Source organism: Agathobaculum sp. NTUH-O15-33, from assembly GCF_033193315.1.
Classification (GTDB): domain Bacteria; phylum Bacillota; class Clostridia; order Oscillospirales; family Butyricicoccaceae; genus Agathobaculum; species Agathobaculum faecihominis_A.
The window spans coordinates 322,680-337,853 of the sequence record NZ_CP136187.1 but is presented as its reverse complement, the minus strand read 5'-3'; the positions used below and the strand labels follow the sequence as shown (position 1 = coordinate 337,853).

General features: G+C 55.1%; 14 protein-coding genes. 9 read left to right on the top strand and 5 right to left on the bottom strand.

Annotation, left to right across the window (positions count from 1 at the left end; genetic code table 11):
• Positions 1 to 96 precede the first annotated feature (96 nt).
• The 3 genes from RWV98_RS01705 to RWV98_RS01695 all read left to right on the top strand — a co-directional run bounded on the left by RWV98_RS01705 (position 97) and on the right by RWV98_RS01695 (position 3,768).
• Complete coding sequence (locus RWV98_RS01705) at positions 97 to 1,758, top strand: solute:sodium symporter family transporter (protein ID WP_317863353.1); 1,662 nt, start codon at positions 97 to 99, stop codon at positions 1,756 to 1,758.
• A 117-nt stretch (positions 1,759 to 1,875) separates the two neighbouring features.
• The gene (locus RWV98_RS01700) at positions 1,876 to 2,892 is read left to right on the top strand and encodes a Gfo/Idh/MocA family protein (protein ID WP_280961594.1); all 1,017 of its coding nucleotides are present in this window, start codon (positions 1,876 to 1,878) and stop codon (positions 2,890 to 2,892) included.
• Between the two features lie 15 nt (positions 2,893 to 2,907).
• Complete coding sequence (locus RWV98_RS01695) at positions 2,908 to 3,768, top strand: sugar phosphate isomerase/epimerase family protein (protein ID WP_317863351.1); 861 nt, start codon at positions 2,908 to 2,910, stop codon at positions 3,766 to 3,768.
• Positions 3,769 to 3,989: 221 nt separating this feature from the next.
• On the opposite strand, the gene RWV98_RS01690 is transcribed toward RWV98_RS01695, so the two are convergent.
• Positions 3,990 to 4,988, bottom strand: coding sequence for a Gfo/Idh/MocA family oxidoreductase (locus RWV98_RS01690; RefSeq protein WP_280961592.1), 999 nt, complete (start codon positions 4,986 to 4,988; stop codon positions 3,990 to 3,992).
• A 494-nt stretch (positions 4,989 to 5,482) separates the two neighbouring features.
• Here RWV98_RS01690 and RWV98_RS01685 point away from each other — a divergent pair, with 494 nt between their 5' ends.
• From RWV98_RS01685 to RWV98_RS01670, 4 genes are all read left to right on the top strand, one after another.
• A complete protein-coding gene (locus tag RWV98_RS01685) occupies positions 5,483 to 7,030 on the top strand; it encodes a sugar ABC transporter ATP-binding protein (protein ID WP_317863350.1) in 1,548 nt (515 codons plus the stop codon).
• Positions 7,027 to 8,064, top strand: a complete 1,038-nt coding sequence (locus tag RWV98_RS01680; RefSeq protein ID WP_280961590.1) for an ABC transporter permease — start codon at positions 7,027 to 7,029, stop codon at positions 8,062 to 8,064. The genes RWV98_RS01685 and RWV98_RS01680 overlap by 4 nt, the downstream gene beginning before the upstream one ends.
• A gap of 77 nt (positions 8,065 to 8,141) precedes the next feature.
• Positions 8,142 to 9,182, top strand: coding sequence for a sugar ABC transporter substrate-binding protein (locus RWV98_RS01675; protein WP_280961589.1), 1,041 nt, complete (start codon positions 8,142 to 8,144; stop codon positions 9,180 to 9,182).
• A gap of 523 nt (positions 9,183 to 9,705) precedes the next feature.
• Entirely contained in the window at positions 9,706 to 10,719 is a 1,014-nt protein-coding gene (locus RWV98_RS01670) for a LacI family DNA-binding transcriptional regulator (RefSeq protein ID WP_280961588.1), read from the top strand.
• A 110-nt stretch (positions 10,720 to 10,829) separates the two neighbouring features.
• On the opposite strand, the gene RWV98_RS01665 is transcribed toward RWV98_RS01670, so the two are convergent.
• On the bottom strand, positions 10,830 to 11,042 hold the full coding sequence (locus tag RWV98_RS01665) for a helix-turn-helix domain-containing protein (protein WP_280961587.1): 213 nt from the start codon (positions 11,040 to 11,042) through the stop codon (positions 10,830 to 10,832).
• Between the two features lie 244 nt (positions 11,043 to 11,286).
• Here RWV98_RS01665 and RWV98_RS01660 point away from each other — a divergent pair, with 244 nt between their 5' ends.
• Positions 11,287 to 11,640, top strand: coding sequence for a hypothetical protein (locus RWV98_RS01660; RefSeq protein WP_317863347.1), 354 nt, complete (start codon positions 11,287 to 11,289; stop codon positions 11,638 to 11,640).
• A gap of 77 nt (positions 11,641 to 11,717) precedes the next feature.
• On the opposite strand, the gene RWV98_RS01655 is transcribed toward RWV98_RS01660, so the two are convergent.
• From RWV98_RS01655 to RWV98_RS01645, 3 genes are read right to left on the bottom strand one after another with little or no spacing between them, the layout of a single operon-like run.
• Positions 11,718 to 11,984 (bottom strand): barstar family protein, encoded by a 267-nt coding sequence (locus RWV98_RS01655; RefSeq protein WP_280961586.1) that lies wholly within the window; start codon positions 11,982 to 11,984, stop codon positions 11,718 to 11,720.
• Positions 11,985 to 11,987: 3 nt separating this feature from the next.
• Positions 11,988 to 12,578 carry a ribonuclease domain-containing protein gene (locus tag RWV98_RS01650; protein WP_280961585.1) on the bottom strand — a complete coding sequence of 197 codons (591 nt, stop codon included), beginning with the start codon at positions 12,576 to 12,578 and terminating at the stop codon, positions 11,988 to 11,990.
• Positions 12,579 to 12,599: 21 nt separating this feature from the next.
• Positions 12,600 to 13,037: a hypothetical protein gene (locus tag RWV98_RS01645; protein WP_317863344.1), complete on the bottom strand. Its 438-nt coding sequence runs from the start codon at positions 13,035 to 13,037 to the stop codon at positions 12,600 to 12,602.
• Between the two features lie 380 nt (positions 13,038 to 13,417).
• Here RWV98_RS01645 and RWV98_RS01640 point away from each other — a divergent pair, with 380 nt between their 5' ends.
• Positions 13,418 to 15,088 (top strand): GGDEF domain-containing phosphodiesterase, encoded by a 1,671-nt coding sequence (locus tag RWV98_RS01640; RefSeq protein ID WP_317863343.1) that lies wholly within the window; start codon positions 13,418 to 13,420, stop codon positions 15,086 to 15,088.
• Positions 15,089 to 15,174: the final 86 nt, after the last annotated feature.

Genomic DNA, 15,174 nt, shown 5'->3' with positions numbered 1-15,174 from the left:
TTGTTAGTACAACAAGATATGTTCACGTGCACGCAACACATTTTGGATAATCGCAAAACAGAAAACACGCTCTACAGCTTTATATGGGGGAAACAAATGAACTTTTTTCATACGCTGGCATGGACCGGCATCTCCTTTGTGTTGTTTACCGCAATGGTCGCCATCGTCTCCAGCCTTAAAACGCGGGGCGACAATCTGGAAACAACCGAAGGTTACTTCTTAGCAGGCCGCGGCCTGCCCGGCATCGTGATTGCCGGGTCGCTGTTACTGACCAACCTATCCGCCGAACAGCTCGTCGGCCTGAACGGCCAAAGCTGGAAAACCAACATGGGCCCCATTGCATGGGAAGTCGGTTCGCTCTTCACGCTGCTCGTTCTGGCTTACTTCTTCCTGCCGCGCTTCTTAAAAATGGGCGCCATGACCATCCCCTCCCTGATGGAGGAACGGTACGGCAAGGGAACCAAGACGATGTTCTCGCTCGTCATCGTCATCATGTATTCGATCCTCAACCTGCCGGTCATTCTTTATTCCGGCGCGGTCGTATTTGAGCAGATCTTCGACATCTCCGGCATGTTCGGCGTCACCAAGTTTCAGGCAGTCGCGGTGCTGTGCGTGATCGTCGGTATCGTCGGCGGCTGCTACGCGATCTTCGGCGGCTTGAAGGCGGTGGCGGTATCCGATACGATCAACGGCGTCGGCCTGATCATTGGCGGCCTGATGATCCCGTTCCTCGGCTTCGCGGCGCTCGCTGCGGCGACCGGCGGCCACGGCATCATGGACGGCATCCGCTACATTGTCGAAGCCGATCCGGCCAAGCTCAACGCCATCAACGCATGGAACGCGCCCGAACCCGAGGTTCCTTGGCCGCTGCTGATCACCGGTATGTTTTTCAACAACCTTTACTGGTGGTGCACCAACCAGTCCTTTGTACAGCGTTCGCTCGCCGCGAAAAGCCTGAAGGAAGGCCAAAAGGGCGCGATCTTCTGCGGCTTCCTCAAGTGCCTCGGCCCGCTTTATCTGGTCATCCCCGGCATTATCGCTTTCTATCTGCCCACCATTCAGGACAAACTGGCCGCCGCCGGTTCGCAGGCGATCGACTTCGCCTACCCGGCGCTGATTTCCGCGATCGTCCCCAAGCCGGTCATGGGCTTTTTCGCCGCCGTTATGTTTGGCGCGATCCTGTCCTCCTTTAACTCGGTGCTTAACTCAGCTTCGACCATGTTCACGCTCGATCTGTACCGTTCCTCGATCAATCCGGCGGCTTCGGATATCAAGTGCGTCAAGGTCGGCAAGATTTACGGCACCATCGCGGGCTGCATTTCGATCATCATCGCACCGTTCGTTATGTACGCAGGCGGCATCACCACCTTCCTGAACTCCATGAGCCAATTTGTTTCGCTGCCGGTGCTCTGCACCATTCTCGGCGTATTCCTGTTCAAGCGGCTGCCCAAGTACACGCCCAAGGTCATCACCGTGTTCCACGTGGTTCTTTACGGCCTGTTCCTGCTGGTGAAGCCCTGCTACCCCGGTTCCGAGAACCCCATCCACTACCTATACGCCATGGCGGTGCTGTTCCCGGTCGAGCTGATCATCATGTGGGCGCTGAACAAGTTCCGCCCGGGTGAAGCCTACGAGATACACGACGTGGGCGCGGTAGACCTGACGCCGTGGAAATACCGCCACGTGGTCTCCATTGTCGGCGTTATCATCGCGATCGGCATTTACATCCTGTTCTCTCCGCTCGGTATTGCGGCCTGATTCGTCTAAAACCGCGCGCCTCACCGAGGGCACGGCTTTAAGAAAAGCGCCCCGGCCCCAAGCAGGACGCTCCGTACACATTCGCTTACTTATTATTTTGGAAAAGGAGAAAATACTATGAACAATCTGAAAATCGCTGTTATCGGCTGCGGCATGATCGGCCGCGAACACATCGAGCGCATCCAGAACCGTATCAAGGGAGCGGAGGTCGTTGCGGTCTGCGACGTTTTTGAGGCAGGCGCGCAGAAGGGCGCCGAGATCGCGGGCGCCGGCGTCAAGGTCTACACGGATTTCAACGCAGCCATTAACGATCCCGACGTAAACGCCGTTGTCGTCACCACCCCGGGCGCGTTCCACAAGGATCCGGTCGTCGCCGCCGTCAAGGCCGGCAAGCCGGTATTCAGCGAGAAGCCGCTGGCCAACACCGCCGCGGACTGCAAGGAGATCGTCGACGCGGAGGTCGCCTCCGGCAAGCATCTGGTACAGGTCGGCTTCATGCGCCGCTACGACCGCGGCTATAACCAGCTCAAGGCACTGATCGAGGAAGGCAAGTTCGGCGCGCCGCTGGTCATCAAGTGCACCCACCGCGCGGACGGCGTTGCGGAGGATTACACCACCGCCATGGCCGTGACCGACACCGCGATCCACGAGATCGACGTACTGCCGTGGCTCGTTAACGACGAGTGGGACGAAGTACAGTGCATCATGCCCAAGGTCACGAGCAAGGCGCACGAAGGCCTCAAGGACCCGCAGGTCATGATCCTCAAGACCAAGGGCGGCGTTGTCACCGTTCTCGAAGTGAACGTCAACTGCGGCTTCGGCTACGACATCAACTGCGAAGTCGTTTGCGAAAACGGCGTAATGAACCTGCCCTGCCCGTCCTTCCCGACCGTCCGTTACGATCACAACGTTTCCACCAAGATCGAGGACAACTGGATCCTGCGCTTCATCGATTCCTACGATGTGGAGATTCAGGACTGGGTCGACCACGCTTTGAAGGGCGAGACCGGCGGCTCCTCCGCTTGGGACGGCTACGTGGCTTCCATCACCGCGGACGCGCTGGTCAAGGCGCAGACTTCAGGCCAGATCGAAAAGGTCGTTACCGGCGGCACGCCCGCTTTCTATCAGAAGTAAGGGAGGAACATACATATGAAAATCGGATTTAACGAAGGCTGCAACCGTTTTTGCAAGGATCACTCGGTACTAAAGGACCTCGATCTGTGCGAAAAGTATGGCTTTGATTATATCGACGTACAGTCCGAATGCCTCAACCGCGACCTCGAGGCCGGCAAGTACACCATCGAAGAGCTGGGCGAGTGGTTCAAGACCCACAAGCTGAAAATGCTTTCCTACAACGCGCTTATTTTCTTCAACATGAAACAGACGCAGGCCGAGAAGGACGCCGTCATGGCGGAGCTGGACGAGATTATCCGCCGCTGCAACATCCTCGGCTGCAAAATGATCGTCGTCGTGCCCTCCATGGACTTGCCGGTCCACGCGACCGTGGGCGAGATCAAGGACGACGCCGTGGCCGTTCTGAAAGAAATGGTCAAAAAGGTGGAGCCGCACGGCATACGCCTGTCGCTCGAATTCTGCGGCGCGCCCACCATGTCCATCAACCGCTTTGAATACGCTTACGATATCGTGAAGGCTGTCGATTCCCCGTTCGTCGGCATCACGCTCGACCAGTACCACTTCCATGCGATGGCTTCCCAGTGGGAGTCCCTCGAGCAGGCCGACGGCAAGTACATCTTCGTTTGGCATCTGAACGGCATGGAGGATATGCCCTGCGGCGCGGCCTACAACAACGACGAGAAGCGTCTGTGGCCGGGCGAGCCGGGCGATTGCTTGGATCACAAGCGCTACGCCGATACGCTCAAGAAGATCGGCTTCACCGGCGACGTATGCACCATGGAAGTGTTCCGCCCCGCCTACTACGAGCTCTCTCAGGAAGAGAACGTCAAGAAGGCGGCCGAGGTCACCCGCGCACACGTTGCGAAATACTGCTGACACCCTCTTTTCATTTTCTTTTTTCTTTTTTCCTTAATCCCTCTAGCACAGCGGAGCGGGCCAATCGGCCCGCTCTTGCTGTTTAGACTGTCCGAAACCTATTTTAAACGTGCTGCGGCGCGAGAGGTTCTTTGACACGCTGACCGAAGGGCGCTGACGGGTTTCCGTCAGCGCCCTTCGGCGTTATAAGGATGAAGAAGAAATGATACAAGCAAATTTTATCAGCTAAGCTGCATCGCCGTGCCCGCGCGGTAGGACGCCGTGGCGGTCAGCGCCAGCTTGATGCCCATCATGCCGTCGTACGCGGTGACCGGCGAAGGCTCGTTCGCGCGCACATGGTCGACGAAGGCCTGCATTTCCAGCTCATACGCATCCTTGAAGCGGCCCAGACACCAGTTTGCCATATCGACCGTGACCTGCTGCCCGCCCACAACGGTGTACGGGGTAAGCTGATCCTGCCCGACAAAGACGCTCTTGTCCAGACCGATCACTTCGGTGCGGGTATCGTAAACATCGTTGGCGTTGCGGCTGATCTCGATCATGCCGAGGCCGCCGTTTTCAAACTTCAGCAGCATCTGGCCGTCGTCCACGTCGTTCAGCTCTTTCAGGAACTCGTGCTTGAGCACCGCGCCCTGCGCGTAGATTTCCGTGATCTCGCAGCCCATCAGCCAGCGCGCCACGTCCAGATCATGGATGCCCATATCGACGAACAGGCCGCCCGACTGCGGCACATAGGCCGGAGGGGGACCGTTGGGATCGCGCTGACAATCGTGGATGTAGATCGGCTTGCCGCACGCGCCGGATTCGATCATCTTCTTCGCCGCCACATGGCCGGGATCAAACCGGCGCATGAAGCCGACCTGTAAGTACACGCCCGCCTCCTTGACGGCCTGCATGATCTTTTCCGCCTCTTCCACCGTAAAGGTGATGGGCTTTTCCACAAAGATCGGCTTGCCGGTTGCGATGATATCCATCAGCACCTCGTAGTGGGTCTGCGTGGGCGTGGCGACGACAACCGCCTCCACCTCGGGATCGCTGATCATTTCGCGATAATCCAGATACCCCTTTACATCGAAATCATTTGCCGCGCGGTCCAGCGCGGCCTGCACCGGATCGGACACTGCGACCAACCGGGCGCCCATCGTGCGGGTCACGTTCATGGTATGGTGGTAGCCCAGCCGCCCCAGACCGATCACGCCGATTTTCAGTGTTTTTTTCATTTTACGCACCTCCGATAATATACATGATAACGTTCAAATTGCTTCGGTTTGGTTTTCAGTTACGATTCTTTTCTTGAGTCCATCCTATCACATAATATTAATTTGTCAATATAATTTCATATTTTTCATATAACAAATACAGATTATTATTTTTGTGCAAAACTGATAAGGCGGTTTCGATACCCCTCGTCACGCTTATGTCAAACATCACATCACTTCAACCGCGTTTTCGACATTCTTATTATATATAGCATTTTATTTCATGTATTTCGACGTATATCGACATTTATCCACAGTTTTTATTTGACTTTATAAATGTATTTCTTTTCCTCCTTCCGTCAAATTGCATATTTTGTTGGTTGTTTTCTTGTTTATCATATTATTATTTATATTATTGACAGCCAGTTTGATATGAAATATACTATTACCAACGAATATTAATTTCACGATTTCCCCAAACAACGTTCCCCGACCGCTCAAAAGGAGGAGTGAAGATGACAGAGACCAAACAGCATACCGGCGCTGCCGCGGCAGCCGTCCCTTCCGTTCCGCTGCTCGAAATGCGCGATATCACAAAGATGTTTCCCGGCGTCGTCGCACTGAGCCACGTAAACCTGACCATCCGCCAAGGGGAGATTCACCTGCTGCTGGGCGAAAACGGCGCCGGCAAGTCCACCATGATCAAAACGATCATCGGCATCAATAAGCCGGAAGGCGGCGAAATGCGCTGGATGGGCCAGCCCGTCAAGCTGCGTTCCTTGGAGGACGCTTACAATCTGGGCATTGCGGTCATTTATCAAGAACTGAGCAACATCCCCTGCCTGAGCGTTGTGGAAAACATGTACTTAGGCTGCGAAAAGCAAAAGGCCGGACTGATCAACTGGAAGGAACAGCGCCGATCCGCCAAGAAAGCGCTCGCCCGCGTCGGCCTGACCGATATCGACGTGGATATGCCCATGGAGAAGCTGGGCATGGGGCAGCGGCAGCTCGTCGAGATCGCCCGCGCGGTCGACCGCAACGCCAAGCTGCTCATCATGGATGAGCCGACCTCCTCGCTCAGCCGCAAGGAGATCGATTTTCTGCTCGACCTAATGCTCGATTTGAACCGGCAGGGCGTGGCCATCCTCTTCATCACTCACAAGCTGGACGAAGCTAAAAAAGTCGGCCACATGGTGACGGTGCTGAAAAACGGCCAGAACTCCGGAACATCCATCCCGGTCGCGGACGTGACCGAGGATCAGATCATCAAACTGATGGTCGGCCGGTCGCTTGAGGAAAAATTTCCAAAGCGCAGCGTACCCATCGGCGAAGAGGTCTTCCGTTGCGAGAATCTGTGCGCCGAAAAATTTGATAATATTTCGTTTAACGTTAAAAAAGGCGAATTACTCGGCGTATTCGGCTTGGTCGGCGCGGGACGCACCGAAACCATGCGCGCCATCTTCGGCGCGGACCCGTTGGCGGACGGACGTCTGTATTTGAACGGTCAACAGATCACCGTGAAAAATCCGCGCGATTCCATCAAAAAGGGCATTGTACTGATCACGGAAAACCGCAAGGAGGAAGGGCTTGTCCTCATTCATAATGTGATCGAAAACGGCACGCTGGTCACAATGAAGCAATTTCGCAATCAATTCGGGCTGGTCAGCAACAAAAAGCGCCGCGAGATGGTCACCCAATACGGCAACGAACTGAACCTGCGGCCCATGCAGCCCGACAAGGCTTCGGTGAATTTTTCCGGCGGCAACCAGCAAAAGATTGTCATTATGAAATGGCTGCTTTCCGGCGCCAAGGTATTCATCTTCGACGAACCGACCAAGGGCGTGGACGTGGGCGCCAAGGTGGAGATCTATACGATCATGAACCGGCTGCTCGAGCAGGGCGCGTCGATCATCATGGTCTCCTCTGAAATGGAGGAGATCTTGGGCATGAGCGACCGGGTCATGGTCATGTACGAAGGCAAACAGACGGGCGTCGTCGCAAACGACGGCGCCGTGGGACAAGAGGAAATATTGACGCTGGCAACGGGAGGTAATATCGGATGAACAAGGACAACAAGGCGGCCGCGGGGGCAAAGGAGCTGCTCGGCAAGGCAGGCCCCATCATCGCGCTGATCCTGCTTGGCATTTTTCTGACCATTCAAAACGAAAACTTTTTGACCGTGGGCAACCTGATGAACGTGGCCCGGCAAACCGCCATGAACGGCTTTTTGGCCCTCGGCATGATGGTTTGTATCCTGACGGCGGGCATCGACCTGTCGATCGGCTTCACCATGACGCTTTCGACCATCATCATGGCCAAATGCGCGGTGGGGATGGGCTGGAACCCGATCCTTTGCCTGCTGATCGGCATCCTGTCCGGCGGATTGCTCGGTCTGGTCAACGGTTTGCTGCTCACCAAGTGCAAGCTGCCCCACCCCTTCATCTCCACGCTCGGCACGCAGAACATTTATAAGGGCGTGGCGCTGGTCATCACGGGCGCCACCCCGATCGCGGGCATGCCCGCCGCCATCAAATGGGCGGGCGCTTCCTTCCTCAGCAGCGACCCGGATTCCTTTTTGGGCAAGGTGCCGGTCAGCTTTCTGCTGATGCTGATCGCATACATCCTATTCAGCGTTTTCCTCAATTACTCCACGCTCGGCCGCCATATCTACGCGGTGGGCGGCAATATCACCACGGCCGCCCTGTCCGGCATCAATGTGGACTTTGTGCGCACCAGTGTTTATGTGATATCGGGCGTCATGGCCGCGCTGGGCGGCATCATCCTGACCGGCCGCACCAATTCGGCCTATCCCCTTTCCGGCCTGCTGCTGGAAAACGACGCGATCGCGGCCGTCATCATCGGCGGCACCTCGTTCTTCGGCGGCAAGGGCAACGTGCTGGGCACCTTTTCCGGCGTACTGCTCATTTCCGTCCTTCGCAACGGCCTGAACCTGCTCAATGTATCCTCGGATATGCAGACGATCTTCCTCGGCGCAATCATCATCGTGGCGGTGTTTATCGACGTCATCCGCTCGGGCGGCTTTGCCCGCGTCAAGCGCATGAAGAAAGAGGACGACGCCGTAGCGGCAAGCGCATAACCCCGCTAGGGGTCATGATAAACCATTGGCGCGCCGGACATGCAAGCGGCGCGCCGCCAATCAAGGAGGAAAGAAAAATGAAAACCATGAAGAAGCATCTGGCATTGGCAATGAGCGGCGTGCTGCTCGCAGGCGTTCTCGCGGGCTGCGGCGGCGGCAGCGACACCCCCGCGCCGACCGACACGGCGGACCCCGCCGCCCCTGAAGCTTCCGGCGGCGGCAAGGACATCAGCGTGATCGTCATGGCGCTCAATAGCGATTACTGGCACATGGTCGAAGCGGGCGCGAAGATCGCGGGCAAAGAATTGGGCTACAACATCAACGTGGTGGGGCCGAACGCGGAGACCGATTCCGCCGCCCAGATCAACATGGTGGAGGACGCGTGCAATAACAAGGCCGCCGCGATCGTGCTGGCGGCGAACGAGCCGACCGCGCTGGTATCCGCCGCGGAGACCGTCAAGAGCAAGGGGATCCCGCTCGTTCTGATCGATACCAAGCTGAATACGGAGGACGATTCCCTGTACGAATGCTTTGTCGGCACGGGCAACGTGGCCGCGGGCAAGACCGCGGGCGAGTACATCGCATCCAAACTGCAAAAGGGCGACAAGGTCGCCATCATCCGCGGCACGGTCGGCCAAACCGTGCATGACGACCGCGTCAGCGGCGCGCAGGAGGCCATGGAGGCCGCCGGGCTGGAGGTCGTATCCGTGCAGCCCGCCGATTCCGACCGCGGCAAGGGCATGAACGTTGCGGAAAATATCATTCAGTCCACCCCTGATATCAAGGCCTTCTACTGCACGAACGACGAGATGGCGCTCGGCGCGACCGAAGCGGTCAAGGGCGCGCGGCTGGAAAGCCAGACCATCGTCATGGGCTTTGACGGTTCCTTCGGCGCGCTCGACTCTATTCAGGCGGGCGAGCTGACCGCTTCTCTGGCCCAGCAGCCGATCGAAGAGGGCTATCAGGGCGTCAAGAACGCCGTAGAAATCCTAGAAGGCAAGAGCGTGGAAAAAAATCAAGCGGTAGACGTGCTGGTCGTCGATTCCTCGAACGTGGACTCGTTCTACGCGGATGTCAACGATAAGATGGCCCAGTCCGGCGTCAAGCGCGAATCCTGATCCTTTTTACGCAAAGCTGTTTTATCAAACAAAGCGCCGCCCGGAAAAATCATTTCCGGGCGGCGCACAGACTGTCAAAAAACAAGTTTTGACAGTCTGTCGATCGAAACAAAGCCCCATTTCGATCGAAAATTCCGGCTTCTGCGCGCGCCTTACAGGCACACTTGAAGCCGGTTTGTATAAAAACCGAGATACATGCTCCCGGTTTTTATGAATTTTGCCGCAAACGGCAAAATTCTATTTTATGCGCGCTGCGGCGCGAGGGAGTTCTTTGACACGCTGCGCCGCCCGGAAAAATCATTTCCGGGCGGCGTTCTTATGATTTTACACGAGAATCGCGAAAATAGGGCGGGAGTTTCATGTGAATATGCTGATTTTTGAATTTTATCATTGCATACGCGCAAGAAATAACATACACTAATAATATTAGGATAGGATATAGCCATGCTGTATCCGGCATATGAAGGCGCGAACCGGTTTTAGCCGCACCCGCCGCCCCCTTATGCGGTTTGGAGGAAAACAGATGAAAGTCACGTTAAAGGATATCGCCCAGCGAGCCGGTGTGTCGGTAAACACCGTGTCCCTCGCCCTGCGCGATATGCCCAGCGTTAAGCAGGAAACGCGCGAAACCATTTTGCGCATCGCGGAGGAACTCGGCTACTACGACCAGAAGAGCAGGACGGAGCTTCATAATATCGGCCTGATCTCGACCGGGGAACGGCTGCGTGACTCTTACTTTTACATGAGCTTTCACCAGTATATCCTCAACATTGCCCATGATTACAATTATAATATGATGGTTTTCAAGGGCGCTAACTGCGACGTCGATCCCGATGAGCTGCGCCGTAAATTTGAATCCAATTCTATTGCCGGCGTTATCATTCTGGGCGATATGGAGGAACGCATCGTCGCCAACGTGGCGGCCTGCGGCATCCCCGTGGTGGCCACCGGCACGCGCTACCACGACCTGTCCGTGTGTACGGTGATCGAGGACAATCTGGAAGGCGCACACCAAGCGGTCCGTTATCTGTTCGAGCGCGGCTACCGCCGGATCGGCTTTATCGGCCCGCCGCAGTATTCCACCGGCTACATGGAACGCTATCAGGGCTACACGGGCGCCATACAGGCGTTTGGACTGGATAGCGATCCCGAAAGCCTCATCCTCGATCTGGATCTGGAGAACGTATACAGCTTCGACAATTTACAGCGCGCGCTGCTTTCCAAAAAGCGCTTGCCCGAAGCTTTTATCTGCGCCAACGACAATCTTGCCATGGTAGCCGCCAAGGCGCTGCACGAGCAGGGACTATCCGTGCCCGGCGACGTCGCCCTCGTCGGTTTCGACAACAGCATGATCGGCAAAATGGCCATGCCCTCGATCACCTCGGTCGACGTACGCTGTGAAGCGCAGGCCGAGGTCTGCGTCCGGCTGCTGGTCAGCTTCATCCAAGGCTCCGAGCCGCAGCCCGACCGCATTCTGGTGGAGACCACGCTCGCCGAAGGCGAATCGGTCGGCACGCTATCCCCCGCCGCGAATTAAAACAAAAAGCATGCCGCATTTTCTCCCAGCGCAAAGAGAAATCAGATATAACAAAAAAGGACAAGACAGGCACAATACCGCCTGTCTTGTCCTTTTAAAATCCAAACTGTTTATATCTGTTTTCCGGTTTCCCTATCCGTGAATACCGCCTCATAGTTATAATTCAGTATATCAGCGATTTGCTTTAAGTCTTTTTCGGAAAAATTATCACGGGCCATTTTCCCACTCATTGTTGAAAGACTTTTATTTAGCAGCCTAGACAAATCCGTAAGTGTCATTTCACGTTCAATTAAAAGTATTTTTATCTTCTTTGCAGCAGACAATTTATCACCTCATTTTCTTAATTATACGTTTATTAACGAAGAATTTCAAACAAAATACGAACATCATTCGGCAATACCTAAACAATGCATTGACACCATTCGTCATAAGCCGTATAATATTCGTATAAATACAAATATTATTTGTTTTAAAGCAAATTCAAGGAGGTGTAAATTTTTTATGAATTATTAGGGATAAACGTACAATTCATTTTTAACTCATTGATCTAGCGAAAGGGAAATTACAATGAACGAATGGGAAAAGCACCGAGAAGAAGCAAATAGGCAGCGCGGTTACTCAGAAAGCTATTTATCCGCTATAAAGCGACGGCTTAATCTGCAAACAATAGGAGCTTATATCCGCGAGGGCAGTAACAAGACGATTATTGACAATGACAGCTTCCAAGAAAGAGAAGCCAGTGCGTTTTCAACACTTGAAGAACTTCTGACCGAAAAATACGGCAAGGATGAGACAGACGAAATTATTTCTCATATAAACGCTTACATAGTTGTTATTCAGGAAATCTATTTCAGCTTAGGAATGAAAGCTGGAGCGACCCTACATTGCAAGCTGACCGACAATTTTGAAACCGATATATAGCGCTGAATCAAATTAGAATACAACAAAAAGACCGTTTCGCGGAAACACAATCCAGCGGAACGGTCTTTATAGGCTTTTTAGGCGATTTCCAACACAAAATCCGGGTTTTCCACTGCCGCGTCGGCCAAAACGCGAAGCACCAGTTCGCCGTAATTGCCCAGATTTGCGATGAACGACTCCGCATGGCGCAGAGTCAGCCGGGTGCGCGGACAAACGGTCAACTCGTCGTACAGCGCGTCCAGATTGCGGCCATAGCTTTCCCCTAGACCAAGCAAACCGGCAAAGGCATCATGTAAATGCTGGCGCGTGTGGATCTGTTCCGCGTCGAGCAGCAGTTCCCGCATGGCTCATACCTCCCCCATTAACAGCGTAAACGTTTTATAATGATCCTCCGTATAGAAGATCAGCCCATCGTTTGAAAATATCATGCGCTTGGCGCCGCGTTTTTCCGCGCCCTGCGTGTCGATATCGCATTCCGTGTAGTGCCGGCCGTCCGCTTCGGGCAGCGCGCCTTCATAATTGCCGAAGCGGTCTCCGCCGATCGACATGCCCGGCGCGTACGGCTCGAGCGAACCGCCCGGCCAGCCAAGCTCCTTGGCGTCCTTTTTGGTGATAAAGTTCTGCGGCAGCTGGCCATAGGTCAGCAGGTAAAGGGTGACCTCCTCCTTACCGGAGTACCAGCCCTCCTCGTCGATCGCGGTTTCGCCGCGCACAATGGTCTCGGTCCCGGTAACGGCGGGGTAATCCGCCTCGTCCCAAGGCAGGGCGGGCGTTTCGTCCGCCGGCGGCTGCGCGGCGGGCTCGTCCGCCGTTTCATCCAGCCCGGTGTTAACGCCGCTTCCGCCGTCCGCGGCAGGCGGCACGCTGTCCGCCCCGCAGCCCGTGAGCGGCGCGACCGCAAACAGCAGCGCGAGCAGAAGCGTAAATAGTTTTTTCATAAACAGCCTCCGTTTTGCGTTTTACTCCGCATTGGGGTAGAACGTGATATAAAGCAGATGATAAAATTCCTTGCCTCTGCCGCCCTCCACATCACGCAGCTTGTCGTTAACAAAAATATAACCGTCGGCGTTGACGCTGATCGAATGCCCGTTTTCAAACAGAACGGTCAGCCGGTTGGCGGAAAGCTCGTTATCGCGCGGGTGGAAAAAGTGCGGGTATTCGGTGTAAGTATAGCCTTTCAGCAGATCGGTCACGGCGGCAATCTGTGCGCTGTCCGTCAATTCGGCGATCAGCGTGTCGTTTTCCATCAGCGTGAGCTGAAATTGTTCCCCCTTGCCCGCGATTTTCTCAAAGGACTGGGAGTGGTGTCCGATATACAGCATACGCGCGCCAACGAACAGCAGCACCAAAAGCAGCGTGCCGCAAAGCGCAAACGCAAAAGCAGTCGATTTTCGCATGGAATTGCCTCCGTTTTCTGGTAAGAGCATGATGATCCTTATTAATAAAAGCATACCGCAAATCAAGTACCCTGTCAACGAGAGAAAGTGTAAACAAAATATGACTTGACGACGTTTTTCTACCGCCGTAGCATGATTTTATAACGCGGTTTACCGCTTGCGTACCGGCGCTTCGCGGCAGCATATATACGCCCGCAGGCCGTCCGTTCGGCGGCGCGCGGCGCGCCTTACAGTAAACTGTTGAATTTTAACAATTATTTTGGCAAAGCCATAAAAAAACTCTTGCATTATTGCAGCCACGCTCATACACTTAATATAAGAGCTTTTCTGTAGATAAATGACGAAGGGTGTTGAGCACTGTGGGACAGGATCAAAGTATCATGGAGCAGTATAGCTATTTACGCGAAAACTGTATGCAAGCGGCGCTTCTGTTTGCTGAATATGATGCGGAAACCGGAGTGCGCACCTATTCCTCCGAGCCGGGCGATCTGCTTTACGGCAATTACGCCGGCCGCGATCTGCTCACCGTTCTTTGCGAGGACGATGTAACCCATCCGGACGATCTGGCCGATCTGCGGCGGCAAATCCGTTCGCTGGCCGAAAAGGATTCGGCCGACTTTTACGCGCGGCTTCGGTTGCGCGACAGCGGCTACCACTTATTCCGCCTGCTGCTGCACATTACCCGCAGGAGCGCACAAACATTTTTATGCACCGCCATCCTGCTTGACGCCGAGCAGGAGCTTTTAATGTACAACCGCTTGCAATATTTGAGCGAGTACGATCCGCAGACCGGCATTTACAACCAGCACGGTTTTTCCGTTCACGCGCACGAACTGATTACCAAGGATACCGAGCGTCAGTATGTCATCATCCGGACCAATATCGAGCGTTTTAAGGTTGTCAACGATCTGTTCGGCATAGAACAGGGCGACGCTTTGCTGCGCCGCATGGCGCATACCAGCCGAGAGCTGACCCATGGGCACATCAAAGGCAAGGCCGTGTTCGGCCGCATCCGCGCGGATATTTTTGCGTGCTGCTGCGAAAACACCGAGGAAAACATCACCGGGATCATCGAATATATCCGCCACACGATCGGCCCGTACTTTCCCGACTATGAAGTGCGCGTGGGGTTCGGCCTGTACGAGGTGACCGATCCCACCCTTTCCGTCGACCTGATGATTGACCGCGCCAATATGGCCATGCAGACCACCAAAGGAAATTATCTGGACAGCAGCGTGTATTACAGCGATGCGATTCGCGCCGGCGTGCTGCGCGAACAGTTTATCGTGGGCGAAATGGGCGCGGCCTTGCGGGAAGGGCAGTTTTTCATCGTCATTCAGCCAAAATGCGATATGGAAACCGGCCGGGTGATGGGCGGCGAAGCGTTAGCCCGCTGGCGGCATCCGGAGCGCGGCATTATCCCGCCTTCCGAATTCGTGCCCGTGTTTGAAAAATCCAGCTTCATCTTTAAGCTCGACTGCTTTGTTTGGGAGGAGACCTGCCGCGAGCTGCGCCGCGAGATCGATGACGGCTACGAGGTTCTCCCCATATCCGTCAACCTGTCACGCGTCGACATTCAGCGGCCCGAGCTGCTCGATACGCTATCCGATCTGATCCGCCGCTATCGCATCCCGCTCTCCCTGTTTCGCCTTGAAATCACCGAAAGCGGCTCCACGCCCGATATCGAGGCCATGCTGCGCACCGTGGGCACGCTGCGCGAACGCGGGTTCGATATCCTGCTGGACGATTTCGGCAGCGCCTTTTCCACCTTCAATGTGCTCAGCGGCATCGATATCAGCGCGCTCAAGATCGATCTTCGCTCGATCGCCAAGCGTTCCCGGACAACACGCCGCGTCGGCCAGCTACTCACCTCATTTGTCTTTATGGCGGACCAGCTCGGCATTCCGACCATCATCGAAGGTGTGGAAACAAAGGAGCAGATCGATTTGGCGCGGAGCGCCGGCATCCGCGCGGCGCAAGGCTATTATTATTACCGACCGCAGCATGTGCAGGATTACCGCGAGCTGCTGGAAAAACGTACACCAAAATAAAACATTTTACTTGACAAACCGCTGCCAAACATGGTACGATACGGCCATAAACAAAGGGGAGTAGTCGGCGCGGTCCGCCGCGCGGC

Excerpts from the sequence above, each read along its gene's own strand:
- RWV98_RS01650 (WP_280961585.1), bottom strand. The coding sequence starts at position 12,578 with ATGAAAAAACTATTTACGCTTCTGCTCGCGCTGCTGTTTGCGGTCGCG.
- RWV98_RS01700 (WP_280961594.1), top strand. The coding sequence starts at position 1,876 with ATGAACAATCTGAAAATCGCTGTTATCGGCTGCGGCATGATCGGCCGC.
- RWV98_RS01695 (WP_317863351.1), top strand. The coding sequence starts at position 2,908 with ATGAAAATCGGATTTAACGAAGGCTGCAACCGTTTTTGCAAGGATCAC.
- RWV98_RS01670 (WP_280961588.1), top strand. The coding sequence starts at position 9,706 with ATGAAAGTCACGTTAAAGGATATCGCCCAGCGAGCCGGTGTGTCGGTA.
- RWV98_RS01640 (WP_317863343.1), top strand. The coding sequence starts at position 13,418 with ATGGAGCAGTATAGCTATTTACGCGAAAACTGTATGCAAGCGGCGCTT.
- RWV98_RS01645 (WP_317863344.1), bottom strand. The coding sequence starts at position 13,037 with ATGCGAAAATCGACTGCTTTTGCGTTTGCGCTTTGCGGCACGCTGCTT.
- RWV98_RS01705 (WP_317863353.1), top strand. The coding sequence starts at position 97 with ATGAACTTTTTTCATACGCTGGCATGGACCGGCATCTCCTTTGTGTTG.
- RWV98_RS01655 (WP_280961586.1), bottom strand. The coding sequence starts at position 11,984 with ATGCGGGAACTGCTGCTCGACGCGGAACAGATCCACACGCGCCAGCAT.
- RWV98_RS01660 (WP_317863347.1), top strand. The coding sequence starts at position 11,287 with ATGAACGAATGGGAAAAGCACCGAGAAGAAGCAAATAGGCAGCGCGGT.
- RWV98_RS01675 (WP_280961589.1), top strand. The coding sequence starts at position 8,142 with ATGAAAACCATGAAGAAGCATCTGGCATTGGCAATGAGCGGCGTGCTG.
- RWV98_RS01685 (WP_317863350.1), top strand. The coding sequence starts at position 5,483 with ATGACAGAGACCAAACAGCATACCGGCGCTGCCGCGGCAGCCGTCCCT.
- RWV98_RS01680 (WP_280961590.1), top strand. The coding sequence starts at position 7,027 with ATGAACAAGGACAACAAGGCGGCCGCGGGGGCAAAGGAGCTGCTCGGC.
- RWV98_RS01690 (WP_280961592.1), bottom strand. The coding sequence starts at position 4,988 with ATGAAAAAAACACTGAAAATCGGCGTGATCGGTCTGGGGCGGCTGGGC.